We start from the raw sequence: 15,991 nt of genomic DNA, 5'->3' as shown, positions 1-15,991 counted from the left end.
CCTTGCCAACGGCCCGGCCGGCCTTTACGGTCGTCTGGCACCGTACTGGCCGACCATCCTCTCCGTGCGAGGCGAATCGCCATGAACATCGTCTGCGTCGCCTCGGAAGCCGTTCCGTTCGCCAAGACGGGGGGGCTCGCCGACGTCGCCGCCGCCCTGCCTCGCGCCCTCCGGTTGCTCGGCCATGACGTCCGCCTCTTCATCCCGTGCTATCGCCGCGTCTGGAACGCCGGACCGGAGATCCGGGGCACGGGACTGACCCTCGAGGTCCCCGTCGGATCCCAGGTCGTCCGGGCGTTCCTCCACGAGAGCCGACTGCCGGGCTCTGAAGTCCCGGTCTACCTGGTGGACCGGCCGGAGTACTTCGACCGCGACGATCTCTATCAGGTGGGCGGCAGGGACTTCGACGACAACTGCGAGAGGTTCGTCTTCTTCGATCGCGCCGTGCTCGAGTCGATCCGCCTCCTGGGAATCCGCCCGGACATCGTCCATTGCAACGACTGGCAGACCGGGCTGATCCCCCTCTATCTCAAGACCCTCTATCGGAGATATCCGGAGCTGGCCGACGCCGGAAGTCTCCTGACCATCCACAACCTCGCCTACCTGGGCCTCTTCTGGCACTGGGACATGCCGCTCACCGGCCTCGACTGGAAGTACTTCAACCATCGCGCGATGGAGTTCTACGGCCGGCTGAGCTTCATGAAGACGGGATTGGTCTTCTCGGACATCCTCACCACCGTAAGCCCGACCTACGCCCGAGAGATCCAGACCCCCGCGCTCGGATGTGGCCTCGACGGACTCCTCCGCGACCGTGCGGCGGACCTCCACGGGATCGTCAACGGGATCGAGCCACAACTCTGGAGCCCCGCCCGCGAGACCATGCTCGCCCGCAACTACGACGCCGCCACCGTCCGCGAGGGGAAGGCCGCCTGCAAGGCCTGGCTCCAGGAACGCGCAGGGCTGCCGAGGCGTCCCGAAGTCCCCTTACTGGCACAGATCGGACGCCTCGACCCGCAGAAGGGATGGGACCTCCTCGCGGAGGTTGCCGACCGGCTGCTCGACCGCGACGTCCAGCTCGTCGTCCTCGGCACCGGTCATCCCAAGTATCACGACCTCCTCGGCCAGCTTGCGAGCCGCCACGAGGGCAAGGTGTGGGCGTACCTCGGGTTTTCCGACGACCTGGCCCATCAGATCGAGGCGGGTGCGGACCTCTTCCTGATGCCCAGCCTCTTCGAGCCGTGCGGCCTGAACCAGCTCTATAGCCTGACGCACGGTACGGTCCCCCTGGTCCGGGCCACCGGAGGACTCGCGGACACGGTGGTCAATCTCGACCCGTGGACCCTCGGCAACGGTACAGCCACCGGCTTCTCGTTCGTCGAGCCCACCGCCGGCTCGCTCTGGAATGCGATCGAGACCGCGCTGGCAACTTGGGAAAACCGCTCCGTCTGGGAAGCCCTCGTTCGAAATGGGATGAAGGCGGATTGGTCGTGGGAACACAGCGCCCGCGACTATGTCCGGCTCTATGAGGAGATTGCCCGGCGCGTCCGCCGCCCGGCGGCTTGATTCTTCGTCATCTCGCCCACATCCCCGTCAACCGCTCACTTCGCCTTAAGTTGCCGCTCCCGCATTCCGAGCATAATCCGTGTGGTCCCGGTGCCTCTCGCCGGAGGACTGCTCGTTTCCTGCTCGAGATCGAGTGAGCCCATGCCCGGTGTATTTCTGAACCTGATGTGGCATCAGCATCAGCCCTACTATCCCGACGACGTCGCGGGAGAAAACCCGATGCCCTGGGTCCGGCTTCACGCCACGAAGGACTACCTCGGCATGGCGATGCACCTGGACGAGGTCCCCGAGTTCCATTGCACGATCAACCTTGTCCCCAGCCTGCTGACGCAACTCGAGTCCTATGTGAACGGAGCCACGGACAGGCACCTGACGATCTCGCGACGGCCGGCGGAGGGGCTGGACCATGAGGAGGTCTGCTACCTCCTGGACAACTTCTTCATGGCCTTCGCGGACTCGATGATTCGACCTCATGCGCGGTATCACGAGCTCTACATGCTTCGCGCTTCGTGGGCCGGGCCGGCAGATCAGGCGCGAGGTCGATTCCGCGCGAGAGACCTGCGCGATCTCCAGGTCTGGTCGAACCTGGCGTGGTTTCATCCCCTGCTCTTCGAGAAGAACCCGGATCTCGCCGAGTTCCGGGACAAGGGCCGGAATTACAGCGAGGAGGAGAAGCAATGGCTGCTCGACCGCCAGCGTGATCTCCTCGCCGAGGTGATCCCGCTCCACCGCAAGCTCGCCGAGCGCGGGCAGGTCGAGCTGACGACCACGCCCTACTATCACCCGATCCTGCCGCTCCTGCTGGACAAGAAGCTGGCGAAGGAGGCGATGCCCGACGTCGCATTGCCGGCCTACCGCGAGGGATATCCCGAGGACGCCGAGATTCACGTCCGGCGCGCCGTGGAGAGCCATATTGAGAGATTCGGCTCGCCGCCGCGGGGCATGTGGCCGAGCGAGGGCTCGGTCTGCCAGGCGATCGTCCCCCTGCTCGCGCGTCACGGGATCGAGTGGATCGCGACCGACGAGGAGATCCTGGGCTGCTCGACGGGCGGCATGGTCGGTCGGGACAGTCGGGGATACGTCCGGCATCCGGAGCTGCTCTATCGGGCGTGGAAGGTCCGCGAGGGGGACCACGAGGTCGGGATCGTCTTCCGCGACCATTCGATGTCCGACCAGGTCGGCTTCCATTACCAGCGGAGCCCGGGGCCGACGGCGGCCGGCGACTTCATCGGCAAGCTGCACGCGATCGGCGATGCCTGTCGCCACAACCCGGCGACGCTGGTCTCGGTGATCCTCGACGGCGAGAACTGCTGGGAATACTACCCCGACGGGGGCGTTTCGTTCCTCCGGTCGCTCTACCAGGGGCTGGCGAGGGACTCTCGAATCCGGCCGGTGAAGGCGGGCGAGTTCCTCCGCGAACATCCCCCCCAGGACACGGTGCCAAGGCTCTTCGCGGGGAGCTGGATCAACCACAATTTCGCCATCTGGATCGGCCATCCCGAGGACAACCGGGGGTGGGATGCCGTCCACGCCACCCGCCAGTTCCTCGTGGCCGAGGAGGCGAGCGGACGTCACGAGCCGGCGACCCTGGCGAGGGCCTGGGAGGAGATCTACATCGCCGAGGGCTCGGACTGGTTCTGGTGGTACGGCGACGACCATTCGAGCCCCCAGGACGGCCTCTTCGACCACCTCTTCCGCAAGCACCTGCGGAACGTCTATGCGCTCCTGGGCTGCGACCCGCCCGGCTCCCTGTTCACGCCGATCTCCGAGTCCGGCGGCCACCGGCCGATGAACGACCAGCCGACGAGCTTCCTGAACGTGAAGGTGGACGGCCGGGCCACCTACTTCGAGTGGATCGACGGCGTCCGCTATCTCTGCGGCAACGACCGCGGCACCATGACGCTCGTCGCCAAGGGCCTGATGCACGCCGTCTGGTTCGGCTTCGACGCCGAGCGCTTCCTCGTCCGGATCGACACCGAGGGCACACCGGCCGCGGAGCGGCTGGCGGAGGTGGACCGGCTGCGGATCGGCTTCGTGGACCCGGCCGAGCGGGAAATCATCGTGTTCCAGCCGTCGGAGTCTCGCCCGGTAGCTTATGTAAACCAGGCGGGCAAGCCGATCGCCAACGGGACGACCGTGAGCGTGGCCACCGGCAAGATCCTCGAGCTGGCCGTGCCGTTCAGCCGCCTCGATCGACGCCCCGGCGACCCTGTCCGGTTCTACGTCGAGCTCTTGCGGGGGGATTCCAGCCTCGATCGGGCCCCGCGCGAGGGGATCTTCGAGATCACAACCCCCTGCCCGGACTTCGAGCGGATCCTCTGGCAGGTTTGATCGATCGCGAGTAGGATTCGCCGCGGCCCGGCAGGGCCAGGGAGGGACCGATGCCCGAGCTGAGGAAGGATCCGATCGTCGGCCGGTGGGTCATCATCGCGGACGAGCGGGCCAAGCGGCCCGACGACTTCCGCTCCGCCGCCTCCCCCGGCACCGACCCCGCGATCTGCCCCTTCTGCGAGGGGCACGAGGACAGGACCCCGCCGGAGATCCTCGCCTACCGGGACCACGGCTCGCGACCCAACGGGACGGGCTGGCGGATTCGGGTCGTCCCCAATCGCTTCCCGGCGCTCAAGATCGAGGGGAACCTGAACAAGCGCGGGGACGGCATCTACGACATGATGGCCGGCATCGGCGCCCACGAGGTCATCATCGAGAGCCCCCGTCACGAGGTCAGCATGGCCACGTTGCCGGAGGAGAACATCCGCGAGGTCCTCTGGGTCTACCGCGACCGCCTGGTCGACCTGAAGAAGGACAACCGACTCGTCTACGGCATGCTCTTCAAGAACGTCCGCGAAGGCGGCGGCGCCAGCCTCGAGCACACCCACAGCCAGCTAATCGTCACGCCGATCGTGCCGATCTCGGTCTGGGAAGAGATGACCGGCGCGCTCGAGTTCTTCAACTATCGCGGCCGCTGCATCTACTGCGACATGAACCAGCAGGAGATCGCCGTCGAGAAGCGGATCGTGCTGGACTCTCCGCACTTCACCGCGTTCTGCCCCTACGCCAGCCGGTTCCCGTTCGAGACCTGGATCGTCCCGAAGTCCCACGCCAGCCACTTCGAGAACATCCCCAAGCCGGGGGTCGACGACCTCGGCCACGTGCTCCACCAGGTCCTCAACAAGCTCGAGCTGGCGCTCGACAATCCGTCCTACAATTACATCATCCACACGGCCCCGTTCGACCAACCCGAGCTGCCTCATTACCACTGGCACATCGAGGTGATCCCGCGCCTGACGCGGATCGCCGGCTTCGAGTGGGGCTCGGGCTTCTACATCAACCCCGTGCCCCCGGAACACGCCGCGGCCTTCCTCCGCGAGGTTGAGGTGGATACGCCGGCGCCGGCGCATCCGGCGTTCCATCGTACGGGGGGGAGAGTGACGGCCGAGGCGAGCAAGGCTTGACGAGAAGAAGTCGTCGCGTCTTGGCGATCGGGTGCGTCCAGGCTCCGCTCGACACTCCCTTCAGGAAATAAAACGGGCCCGCGCCGGCCGTTCCTCGCATAGTAGTCCTGATGACTGCCAAATGCGGGGACCGACGATCATGCGAAACGGCCAGCCTGGTTCGGCGCTGAGACAACTGCGGGCGCTCTTTGCGGCGGGGACCGCGACGGCGAGGACCGATGGCGAATTGCTCGCGACCTACGTGATCTGCCGTCAGCACGCGGCGGAGGCCGCGATCTCAGCGGAGTCGGCGTTCGCGGCCCTCGTGGATCGTCACGGGCCCATGGTCTGGGGGGTCTGTCGCCGAATCCTGGGCGACGTGCACGAGGCTGAAGACGCGTTCCAGGCCACGTTCCTGGTGCTCGTCCGCAAGGCCGGATCCATCCGTGTGGACGACTCGCTCGGCCGCTGGCTTTACGGGGTTGCCCATCGCGTCGCGGGCCGGGCGCGAGCCGAGAGGGTGCGTCGTGAAGCAGACATCGACCGACCTGCGGCCGGGTCATCCGACGATCCGGCCGAGGCGGCGGAGCTCGTCGAGCTCCGCGCCGTGGTCAGCGATGAGCTCGATCGTCTCCCCGCAAAATACCGCTGCCCGCTGGAACTCTTCCAGCTCCAGGGCCTGACCTACGAGCAGGCCGCGAGCCGGCTTGCCTGGCCCGTTGCGACCGTCAAGAGTCGGCTGGCCAGGGGCCGCGCGAAGTTGCGAGGGAACCTCGTGAAGCGGGGCCTCGCGCCGGCCGCGAGCGGAGTCGCTTCATCACTTGCCGCCAGCGCCCGCGCGGACGTCCCGCCGAAGCTCATTCGGGCCACGGTCTGGACGGGCACGAATCCCGCCTCCGGTGCGTTGCCGGCGGCGATCACCGGCCTTTCCGAAGGAGTCTTGAAGATGATGATGTGGGAGAAGATCCGGGTCATCGCCGCCGGCGCCTTCCTGGCAATCGGCCTCTCGGCACACGCCGTGTCGCAGGTCACACGCGAAGAAAAACCCAGCGAGCCAGCATCGCCTCAGGCTGCGGCTATCCCGGATGCGACGAAGACCGCAGATGCGATTCCCGTTGATCCACTCTGGACGAGGACGCTCCCCTGCGGGGCCAGAATTGAGATCCTCGGCGTCTCCGATTATCCCACCAAACCCAATACCTGGTGGCGCCCGGACGGTACTCCCCAGCCTCCCCTTTGCAGTCCGGCCGATCATCAGATCGTCGGCGACTCAGGCAGGCCCGTGGCCTTCCTCGCGCGAGTGACCAATATCCCCGAAGGATCCGAGTCCGACTGGAAGATTGAGCCGGCGGGAAGCACCATCCATCTGCGGGCACGCCAGGGCAAGACGATCCTCCCGAATCTCCTTGAAATGGTGACGCTCACACCCTTGGAGGCGACGCATGGGACGGCCCATTTCAGGGTCGCCGCGGGTCCATGGAATACCTGCCAGACGTGGGGTCCTTCTCAGGGCGCCGTTGGAGGAATCAGCGTGTCGTACATCTTCAGCGCCCCCATCGCGACCCAGGAAGGGACGGTCCTTTCCGTCACCCATAACATCCAGGACAAGTCTGTCCGGGTGATCGCGATCGATCTCAACGGTCAGCAAGTCGAAGGCAAGACCCGATCCGGCTCGGGCGTCAGAGACTTCCACCAGCTTTCCGTCGAGTTCGGTTTGCCTCCCGCACGCATCAAGGAATTTTGCGTCCAGTCCCGATCGTTCGAACAGGTGGATATCCCGGGCATCGCCCTGCGACGAAAATGACGCGGGGCGACGATCCCGCCATTCATATCGAATACGCCCCCGGCTCCAACCCCACCTCCGCCAGCAGCTCGCGGACGAAGGCCGTCGCGGCCGGGGACAGGCTGCGGTCGGCCAGCCAGACAACGCCGGCGCGGAAGACGAGCGGCGGGGCGTCGAATTCGAGCGTCACGAACTCGCCGGACCGGAGCTCGGCCCGGACGCTGGCCGGCGGGAGGAGAGAGACCGCATCCCCATCTCGGATCATCGCCTTGATCATCGTCATCGAGGCCGTGTCGATCTTGCGGGCCAGAACCGACGGGAGGTCCTTCGTCCCCGTCTCGAGCCAGCTCCGAATCGTCTCCGGAAGCTGCGGCCCAACGATGGGGTGCGGCAAGAGCGCCGCCCGCCCCGGCTTCTCCCGGGAAGCCAGGCAATGGCCGGCCCGGCAGACCCAGATGCCCGGCTCGGGAGGGAACTCGAGCACGCGGAACTCGGACCGTTCGCGCACGTGCTCGATGCTCGCGACGAAGAGCTCGATGAGGCCCGCGCGGAGGGCATCGGGCTGCCGCTCCCACGACTCGACGTGGAGGTTGATCCGGAGGCCCGGGTACATGCGAAGGAGGCGGGCGATCACCGGCCCGAACCAGACGTCCGCGACATAGGGGCCGGCGCCAACCGACAGCTTGCCCGTGTCCAGGCACTTCGACTCCTCGATGGCCCGGTTCAGCCCGTCGATGGCCGCCACGACCTGCCGCCCGGCCGTCGCCGCCAGCTCGCCGAAGACGGTGGGGACCACCGTCTTGCCATGACGGTCGAAAAGGCGAACACCCAGCTCGCGCTCGATGGCCTGGATGCTCTTCGTCAGCGCCGGCTGCGTCACCCGGAGCGACTCCGCGGCCTTGTGGAAGTTCCTGAACTCGATCAGCGCCAGCACGTGACGAAGCTGCCTCGTCTCCACGCCGATTCCCCCGAATCATCGCTTCGATAACTCTCACGACTCCGCAATCGCGTTCCTGGCATTCCCGCAACGATTGAGTATAACGGAACGCCGCAAGCGCATCGATTCACCCAACAGCACCTGGTCGCAACCGGTCGCGACGATGCGAACTCGACTCCGATCCTCGGCGAGTCCCCAACATGAGAGACGATCATTCCGGCCGTCGGTCACCAATCCGGCTCGTGCCGCTCGCGGCGGCATTCGCCGCCCTCGCCTGGAGCCCGCCCGGGGCCGCCGGTGGCGACAATCCGCCGGCCAATGAGGAGGCCGCCATTCGCGCGGTCGATGAGGCGTTCGTCCGCGAGTTCAACAGGGGTGATGCGAAGGCCGTCGCCGCCCTTCACACGGCCGACGCCGAGGCGATAGAGGCCGACGGCGCCCGCTATCAAGGCCGCGACCTGATCGAGCGGAGCTACGCGGAGACCTTCGCGAATGAGAAGGGTGTGAAGCTCAAAATCGAGGTCGCCTCGATCCAGTTCCTCTCGCCGACCGTGGCGAAGGAGGAGGGCCGGACGATCGTCACTCCGACGAATGGGTCGCCGATCTCTCGGTTCTACACGGTCCTCTTCGTCAAGCAGGGGGACCGCTGGCTGATGGCCAACGTCCGCGAGGAGGCCGATACACACGTGCCGCCTCGCGAGCGGCTCAAGGAGCTGGAATGGATGGTCGGCGAATGGGTCGACAACGCGCCGGACTCGCAGACGAAGCTGACCTGCCGGATGTCCGACGACGGCAACTTCTTGCTCCGCGACCTGACGGTCCGGCGCGAGGGGAAGGTCATGCTCACCGCGACCCAGCGGGTGGCTTGGGATCCGGTCGGCAACGAGTTTCGCTCCTGGGAGTTCGATTCCGAAGGGGGATTCGGAGAGGCCACTTGGAGCCGGGATGGCGAGAAATGGATCGTCAAGGAGAGGGGCGTCAGGCCCGAAGGGGCCACGGCTTCCTCGACCCGGATCCTGACGCGCGTTCGACCCGACATGGTGAAATGGACGCTCCTGGACCGGGTGGTCTCGGGCCAGTCCATAGCGGGCGAGATCAGCTCCGTGTTAACGCGTGTCGCCCCTGCCCCGAGCCTCGGCGGCCAGCCGGCAACGACGACCCCCACCAGCGAGAGAGGTGACCGATGAACCGCGGACGATTGACGATTCTCGGGACGATCGCGCTGGGTGCGGCCCTCGCCGGCGGATCTGCCCACGGTCGCGGCTTCGGCGGCGGCGGCCGGGGCTTCGGCGGCGGCATGGGCGGCGGGTACCGCGGAGGCATGGGAGGCTATGGGGGGATGGCCGGCGGCTACCACCCCAGCTATGGCGGCATGGGCGGCATGGGCGGCGGATACCGCGGCGGCTCGATGGGCTACGGCGGCTCCGGTGAGCGGTCCGGCGGCGGATACCGCGGCTACAACCCGTACTCCGGCGTCAGCCAGGCCGGCGGCTACCGGGCCGGCGATTATACCGGTTCCAGAGGCGGGAGCGTCCAGTACGCCGGGGCGGGCCGGGCCGCGGAGGGGCCGGCCGGCGGAGAGGCCGCCCGCGGAGCCGGGGCCGTGCGAGTGACCACGCCGGGGGGGCGGACGTTCACGGACGCGGGCCGGGCCGGTGGCGTCGAGGGTCCGGGCGGGAATGCCGCCGTGGGTCGATCGAACATGGCGGCGGTATCGGGACCGCGTGGGACCGCTGTCGAGGGCTCACGTTCCGCGGCGGCCGGTTACAACGGCTACCGGCCGTATGGCTACAACGCGTACGGCGGCTACCACTCAGGCTGGGTCAACGGCTACTGGAACGGCCATGGCGCGGCGGCCTGGGGCTGGCGCGATCCCTACTGGGGGGCCTGGGGCCTGGGCACGGGCATGGGCTGGGGCCTGCCGGGCTGGGGCTTCGGGTCATCCCTATATGGCATGGGCTACATGCCCTATTCCGATCCATACTATGCAGCCGGCGCAGGGGGCGGAGGCTACGACTATTCGCAGCCGATCGATACGACCAGCCCGCCCGCGGCCCAGGACGTCACCAGCCAGTCGGTTTCCACCTTCGACACGGCCCGCCAGACCTTCCGCCAGGGGGACTATGCCGGGGCACTCCAGCAGACCGACGCGGCCCTGGCGCTGACGCCATCGGACACGGCCCTCCACGAGTTCCGGGCCGTCTGTCTGTTTGCCCTGGGCCGCTACGACGAGGCGGCCGCGTCCCTCTACGCGGTGCTCTCGGTCGGCCCCGGATGGGACTGGGCCACGATGGTCGGGCTCTATCCCAACGTGGACGTCTACACCACCCAGCTTCGCGCCCTGGAGGCCGCCTGCAAGGCCGCCCCGGGCTCGGCCTCGGACCGCTTCGTCCTCGCCTATCATTACTTGACCCAGGGGTTCACCGACGCGGCCGTGAACATGCTCCGCCAGGTGGTCAAGCTCAAGCCCGACGATGCCCTGTCCGCGAAGCTCGTGGCCCTGTTGTCGCCGACTCCGGCGCCGGCGAACTCGACGGCCGCCCCGTCCGCAACCCCGCCGGAGGCTCCGCCGGCCGGCGCGACGATCGTCGGGACGTGGACGGCCCAGCCCGTTCCGGACACGACGATCTCCCTCGACGTCAAGGATGGCGGCCCGTTCACCTGGAACGTGGCGAAGGGAGGACAGACACGGGCCTTCTCCGGCCAGTCCACCTTCGGTTCGGGAATCCTGACCCTGACCCAGGACAAGGGCCCGGCGCTCGTCGGCCGAGTGAGCTGGACCGACCCGTCGCACATGACCTTCCGGATCGCGGGCGACGGGCCGAGCGACCCGGGCCTGAGCTTCGCGAAGTGATCGGCGCCCCCGTCTTCGGCGAGGCGACCTCGGCCATGAGTTGCATTGAGCGGCGAACTGTCGAATGGCCCCGGGACGTGGGCGCCACGAGGTCTTCGATCGTTCGCCGCCCCGTCCTGCGGAGTCCTTGATGCGGTTCCTGGACTTGTTCCGTCGGCTGCACGCCACCATCGGTAAATTCGGGATCCTCTTCCTCGCGATCGTCGTCCTGTTCCTGGTGACGCCGGCGATCGTCGGCGGACTGGGTAATCTCGCCATCCTCTCGATTTCCACCGGGGCGGTCCTCGTGGCGAGCCTCTACGCGGCTCGCCCCGAGCGATCGGCGATCGTGCTCGGGCTGGTCCTGGCCGTGGCCGACTTCCTGGTCGGCCGCCTCGCCCTCTACTTCGATTTGAAGTGGCTGGTGTTCCTCCAGAGTCTCGTCTGGCTGGTGACGCTGATCTACGTCGTGATCACGATCCTGGGCGTCGTCTTCCGGAGCCGATCGGTGACGGAAGAAACCCTGGGCGCGGCGCTTTGCGTCTACCTGCTGATCGGCATGATCGCGGCCTTCGCCTTCAGCGTCCTCGAGATCGCCCTGCCCGGATCGTTCGCCTCGCCCGACGGCACCATCTTCACGTGGACGGACGCCAGGTCGCGAGCGGCGGAATTCCTCCACCTGTTCGTCATGAGCTTCGGGATCCTCTCCGGCTCCGGCTTCTCCGCCGTCGCGCCGGCCACCGAGTTCGCCCGCAACATCGCCTCCCTCGAGGCGATGATTGGCCAGATCTACCTGGCCGTGGTCATCGCCCGGCTCGTCGGGATCCAGGTGGCCGGCGAGGTCGAGCCGCCGGGAGGGAAGGGTTCGGGCTGATCCTGTCGCGATCGACGCCACCCGACCGTCCGACCTATCCCTGGGCGGGTGGATCGGCCGACACCGGGAGTAGAGGGTAGAGGGCCGCGCGTTCGTACTTCTTCCTCAGCTCCTCGTGGTAATCGAGTCGACGCTTCTGGCTCGCGCGCCAGCTCTTGATCTCGGGGGAATCGTCGGGCGCGGCCGGGGCCCATCCCGGGGGGTGGAACTTCCGCCGGACTGGCTTACGATCGGTATCGTTCAGGAGCCATTCGTCTTCCCAGTCCGGATCAGGGGCGATCTCGTCCTCGATCCCAAAGATCTCCTCGGCGTGCTGCCTCGCCCTTTGTCGGAACGCCTCACGACGTCGGGCCGCGATCACGGATAGTCCCACACCGATTCCGACGACCGCCACCAAGATCAGGCTCATCCCGACCGTCAATCGCGGCTTCCAGCGTCGCATCGCGGGGATCTCCGTAACCATGAGGCGGCCGACGGTCATTGTCAGCCGGGACTCATCCCCAATCAATTGCCCGATCGGGTGTTTTTACCCAGCCCCTCCGGTCGAACCTCATCCCGCGTCCGGCGTCAAAGCGGCCTTGCGCCGACGCCCGCAATCCGACAGAATGGGACGGATGCGGATCCCGGCGAACCGGTCAGCTCGTCCGGCGATGGCGGCCATGCCGGGGGATCACGCCCGTTTCGTTCCTCGCCACCCGCACCCGCGGCCCGGCCAGAGGCACCACGCGAGGCAGCTTATGTCCACGGTCCGACTGATCCTCACCCTGCACAACCACCAGCCGGTGGGGAACTTCGACGGGGTGTTCGAGGCCGCCTACAAGGAGAGCTACCTCCCCTTCCTGGAGGTGCTGGAAGGCTATCCCGAGATCCCCTTCGCGCTCCACACCTCCGGGCCGCTCATGGAATGGCTGGTGGACCGGCGGCCCGAGTACATCTCCCGGATCCGCGCGCTCGTCGAGGCCGGCCGGGTGGAGATCCTCGGCGGCGGCTTCTACGAGCCGATCATGACGATGATCCCCCACCGTGACCGCGTGGGGCAGATCCGCGACTACTCGGCGTATCTCGAGGAGATCTTCCCGACCCGGATCCGGGGCATGTGGGTGCCGGAGCGAGTCTGGGAGCAACACCTCGTCTCGGCCATCTCCGAGGCAGGCATCGAGTACACGATCCTGGACGATTTCCACTTCCAGCGGGCGGGCATCTCCGGCGACGACCTCTTCGGCTATTACCTCACCGAGGACGAGGGCCGGCTCCTCAAGGTCTTCCCCGGCTCGGAGACGCTCCGCTACACGATCCCGTTCCAGGAGCCGCACGCCACCTATGAATTCCTCCGCCGCCTTGGCGAGCGGCGGCCGGGCTCCACGGTGGTCTTCGCGGACGACGGCGAGAAGTTCGGCTGCTGGCCGAACACGTATGACCACGTCTACCGCAACGGCTGGCTGAATCGCTTCTGCGACATGATCCTGGGGAATCGCGACTGGCTGGAGGCCACCACCTTCGGCCGCGCGGTGGACTCCACGATCCCGCTGGGGAAGGTCTACATCCCGGACGGCTCGTATCGCGAGATGACCGAGTGGGTCCTGCCCCCGGCCATGCACGAGGACTACCTGAAGGCGAGCAAGCAGCTCGAGGCGGGGCCGATCGAGGGCGTGGCCCGTCCCTTCTTCCGCGCGGGGGGCTACTGGCGGAACTTCAAGTCGAGATACCCGGAGAGCGACGAGATGTACGCGCGGATGCTCGGCATCTCCCGCCGCCTTCGTGAGCTCGAGGCGGCCGGCTCCGCCGATCCGGACTACCTGGACGTCGCCCGCCGCGAGCTCTACCGCGGCCAGTGCAACTGCCCCTACTGGCACGGCGCCTTCGGCGGGCTCTATCTCCCGCACCTCAGGAACGCCATCTACCGGTCCCTGATCGCCGCCCACAACGCCCTGGATGAGGCCGCCGGGGCGGACGGCCCGCGGGTCTCGCTGGAGGTCGCCGATTTCAACCTCGACGCCCGCCAAGAGGTGAAGCTGGAGAATGAGAGCCTGGTGGCGATGGTCCGCCCCGCGCTCGGGGGCCACCTCTACGAGCTCGACGCCCGGCGTGCCGGCGTGAACGTGCTGGCCACGCTCGAGCGGCGGCCCGAGGCGTACCACCACGCCATCCTGGAGGCGATCCACCGCGGGACGACCGCCCGCGACGGCGAGGCCCACGGCGAATCCCCCGCGAGCATCCACGACCGGGTCGTCCTGAAGCAGGAAGGGCTTGACCGCCTGCTCATGTACGACACGTACCCGCGCAAGGCACTCGTGGATCACTTCTATCCCGTGGATGTCACGCTCGACGAGCTGGTCGCCTGCCGCGACGTGGAGCGCGGGGACTTCGCGACGGGAACATACCTGTCCAGGGTCCAGCGGGACGGCAAGCGAGTGGTCCTGATCATGGAGCGTCCGGGCCACGCCGAGGGCCGCGACGTCCGGATCCGCAAGACGGTCGAGATGAGCGCCGGGTCTCCGATCCTCGATGTTCGGTACGAGCTCTCCGAGATCCCCCGGGATGCCTGCCTGCATTTTGCCGTCGAGTTGAACCTGGCCGCGATGGCCGGCCATGCCGACGACCGCTATTTCGCGGACCTCCGCGGTGCACGGCTCGGGATGCTCGACGCCCGGCTCGACCTGGCGCACGCCGAGGGGATCTCGCTCTCCGACGAGTGGCTCGACCTTTCGGTCGGCCTGAGCTGGTCGCGGCCGGGCGGCCTCTGGTGCCATGCGGTGGAGACCGTGAGTCAGAGCGAGGCGGGCTTCGAGGGGGTCTATCAATCCTCGGCCGTGATCCCCCACTGGCACGTCACCGCCGACGACGAGGGTCGATGGGAGGTCCTCATCCGGATGAATGTCGGGACCTGCCGCCCGGCCCCCGCGGCCAAGGACCTCCCCGTGCGTGACTCGACCCTGGCCGGCGTGTAGACTCGTCCTCCATGATCTGGCCCTTCCGACGAAAGAAGCCGAACGAGGCCGCCAAACCGGCGGTGGACGCCGCCCAGATCGTCCGCCGCGCCCGGCGGTTGCGCTACCGAGTGCGGCCGGAGGCCGTGGCGCAGCTTGCCGGCGCCTACCATGGCGCGAGGCCCGGCATCGGGCTGACCTTCGCGGAGCTCCGCGCCTACGAGCCGGGCGACGACGTGCGGCATCTGGACTGGAACGTCACCGCCCGTCAGGGTCGGCCGTTCGTCCGGCGGTTCGTCGAGGAGCGGTCGCTGACGGTCTGGCTCGTGCTGGACGTCTCCGCCAGCATGCGATTCGGCCCCGAGGGACGGACCAAGGCCGACCGCGGGGCGCAGGCCGCGGCGCTCCTGGCCACGGCGGCGATCTACAACGGCGATCGCGTGGGCCTGGCGATGGTCAGCGACCGGATCGAGATCGAGCTCCTTCCCAACGGCGGGATCCGCCACCTCTCGCAGATCGTCCGGGCGCTCGTCGCCACGCCGACGTCCTCCGCGAAGACCCAGCTCGCGGTCGGGCTCTCCCGCGTCCGGCGGACGGCGAGGCGGGCCCTGATCGTCGTCCTGGGCGACTTCCAGTCCGAAGAGCCGATCAATCTGTGGCGACGCGCGGCCCGCCGCCACGATACGATCGCGATCCGGATCGTCCACCCGCTCGAGGAGGAGCTCCCCGCCGCCGGGCTCCTCTCGCTGGAGGACGCGGAAACCGGCCAGCGATTGCTCGTCGATTCGTCGTCGAAGCGGCAGCGGGCCGTCTATTCCCGAGCGGCCGCGGAGCGAAAACAATCGTTCCCCCGCTGGTGCGGTAGCGCCGGGGTCGACGGCTTCACGCTCTCCACCGAGGTCGACCCGATCCGCGGCCTCATCGAGCTGTTCTCCCGGCGCTCGGCGCGGCGAGGCCCGTCGTGAACCCGGACGAATCGCCCCCCGCGAAGGCCCTGGTCCCGCCGCGTCCTAACCTCGGGCCGGAGCTCCTGATCGAGCCCGCCATCGGCCTGCCCGAGCTGACCGCCTTCGCGGTCGTGTTGCTCGCCGTCGCCTTCGTCGGGACCTGGGTCTTCCGCCGTCGCACCCGGGGAACAAGGAGCGGTCTGGGCATCGAGGCCGCCGCCGCGTTCGACGAGTCTCCTGCCGGGCAGGTCGCGGTCCTCGCCCATCGCGTCCGCGAGACCCTCGCGGCCCGCTTCGGCCCCCAGTTCCGGGCACGGACGACGGAGGAGATCGGCCAGGATGATCGGCTGCGCGAAGCCCTGGGAACCGAGCGGATGGAAAGCCTGGCCCTCCTGCTGCAAGCGGCCGATCGATGCAAGTTCGCTCCGTCGCGCTTGCCCGACGACGACGCAACTCTGGAATCGAACCTGGCCACATGGTCTGCCCTGCCGAAGAGCCTTGCGGACGATCCGGCGGCCCGCCCGGGGCTCGGCCTGAGCCTCGCCCTCCCGAAGGACTCGCGTACCCAATCCCCCCGGGAGGGCGAGGCTGGGATGTTGGAAAGTTGGTCTTGACCGTGCTCATCGAGGTCCAGGAACGATCGCCGTTTTGTTGCGCCATCCCTGGGTAGGCGTTGACCCTCCTGGGCGGACG

12 protein-coding genes are annotated in these 15,991 nt (G+C 67.8%); 10 read left to right on the top strand and 2 right to left on the bottom strand.

What is annotated here, in order from left to right:
- Positions 1-81 precede the first annotated feature (81 nt).
- From glgA to G6O54_RS11390, 4 genes are all read left to right on the top strand, one after another.
- Positions 82-1,563, top strand: a complete 1,482-nt coding sequence (gene glgA / locus G6O54_RS11405; protein ID WP_165224954.1) for a glycogen synthase GlgA — start codon at positions 82-84, stop codon at positions 1,561-1,563.
- 141 nt (positions 1,564-1,704) lie between these two features.
- The gene (locus tag G6O54_RS11400; protein ID WP_165224951.1) at positions 1,705-3,894 is read left to right on the top strand and encodes a glycoside hydrolase family 57 protein; all 2,190 of its coding nucleotides are present in this window, start codon (positions 1,705-1,707) and stop codon (positions 3,892-3,894) included.
- A gap of 50 nt (positions 3,895-3,944) precedes the next feature.
- Positions 3,945-5,018, top strand: coding sequence for a galactose-1-phosphate uridylyltransferase (locus G6O54_RS11395; protein WP_165224948.1), 1,074 nt, complete (start codon positions 3,945-3,947; stop codon positions 5,016-5,018).
- A 31-nt stretch (positions 5,019-5,049) separates the two neighbouring features.
- Complete coding sequence (locus G6O54_RS11390; protein WP_250846835.1) at positions 5,050-6,801, top strand: RNA polymerase sigma factor; 1,752 nt, start codon at positions 5,050-5,052, stop codon at positions 6,799-6,801.
- A 22-nt stretch (positions 6,802-6,823) separates the two neighbouring features.
- On the opposite strand, the gene G6O54_RS11385 is transcribed toward G6O54_RS11390, so the two are convergent.
- Positions 6,824-7,738, bottom strand: a complete 915-nt coding sequence (locus G6O54_RS11385) for a LysR family transcriptional regulator (protein WP_165224944.1) — start codon at positions 7,736-7,738, stop codon at positions 6,824-6,826.
- Between the two features lie 179 nt (positions 7,739-7,917).
- On the opposite strand from G6O54_RS11385, the gene G6O54_RS11380 reads away from it, so the two are divergent.
- The 3 genes from G6O54_RS11380 to G6O54_RS11370 all read left to right on the top strand — a co-directional run bounded on the left by G6O54_RS11380 (position 7,918) and on the right by G6O54_RS11370 (position 11,424).
- Positions 7,918-8,904 (top strand): YybH family protein, encoded by a 987-nt coding sequence (locus G6O54_RS11380; RefSeq protein ID WP_165224941.1) that lies wholly within the window; start codon positions 7,918-7,920, stop codon positions 8,902-8,904.
- The gene (locus G6O54_RS11375; RefSeq protein WP_165224926.1) at positions 8,901-10,571 is read left to right on the top strand and encodes a tetratricopeptide repeat protein; all 1,671 of its coding nucleotides are present in this window, start codon (positions 8,901-8,903) and stop codon (positions 10,569-10,571) included. Before G6O54_RS11380 ends, G6O54_RS11375 begins: the two co-directional genes overlap by 4 nt.
- A gap of 130 nt (positions 10,572-10,701) precedes the next feature.
- Positions 10,702-11,424: a hypothetical protein gene (locus G6O54_RS11370; RefSeq protein ID WP_165224923.1), complete on the top strand. Its 723-nt coding sequence runs from the start codon at positions 10,702-10,704 to the stop codon at positions 11,422-11,424.
- Between the two features lie 34 nt (positions 11,425-11,458).
- On the opposite strand, the gene G6O54_RS11365 is transcribed toward G6O54_RS11370, so the two are convergent.
- Positions 11,459-11,866 (bottom strand): hypothetical protein, encoded by a 408-nt coding sequence (locus G6O54_RS11365; protein WP_165224920.1) that lies wholly within the window; start codon positions 11,864-11,866, stop codon positions 11,459-11,461.
- Between the two features lie 295 nt (positions 11,867-12,161).
- Between G6O54_RS11365 and G6O54_RS11360 the strand changes: the two genes are divergently transcribed.
- Genes G6O54_RS11360 through G6O54_RS11350 form a run of 3 tightly spaced genes read left to right on the top strand, consistent with a single transcriptional unit; the run spans position 12,162 to position 15,912 of the window.
- Positions 12,162-14,372 (top strand): alpha-amylase/4-alpha-glucanotransferase domain-containing protein, encoded by a 2,211-nt coding sequence (locus G6O54_RS11360; RefSeq protein WP_165224917.1) that lies wholly within the window; start codon positions 12,162-12,164, stop codon positions 14,370-14,372.
- Positions 14,373-14,383: 11 nt separating this feature from the next.
- Positions 14,384-15,316 (top strand): DUF58 domain-containing protein, encoded by a 933-nt coding sequence (locus G6O54_RS11355; RefSeq protein WP_165224914.1) that lies wholly within the window; start codon positions 14,384-14,386, stop codon positions 15,314-15,316.
- Positions 15,313-15,912 carry a hypothetical protein gene (locus G6O54_RS11350; RefSeq protein WP_165224911.1) on the top strand — a complete coding sequence of 200 codons (600 nt, stop codon included), beginning with the start codon at positions 15,313-15,315 and terminating at the stop codon, positions 15,910-15,912. The genes G6O54_RS11355 and G6O54_RS11350 overlap by 4 nt, the downstream gene beginning before the upstream one ends.
- The last annotated feature ends 79 nt before the right edge of the window (positions 15,913-15,991 follow it).

Origin of the sequence: Aquisphaera insulae (genome assembly GCF_011064615.1) — a bacterium.
Classification (GTDB): domain Bacteria; phylum Planctomycetota; class Planctomycetia; order Isosphaerales; family Isosphaeraceae; genus Aquisphaera; species Aquisphaera insulae.
The sequence above is the reverse complement of the archived record's forward strand: the minus strand, read 5'-3'. Positions and strand labels throughout refer to the sequence as shown.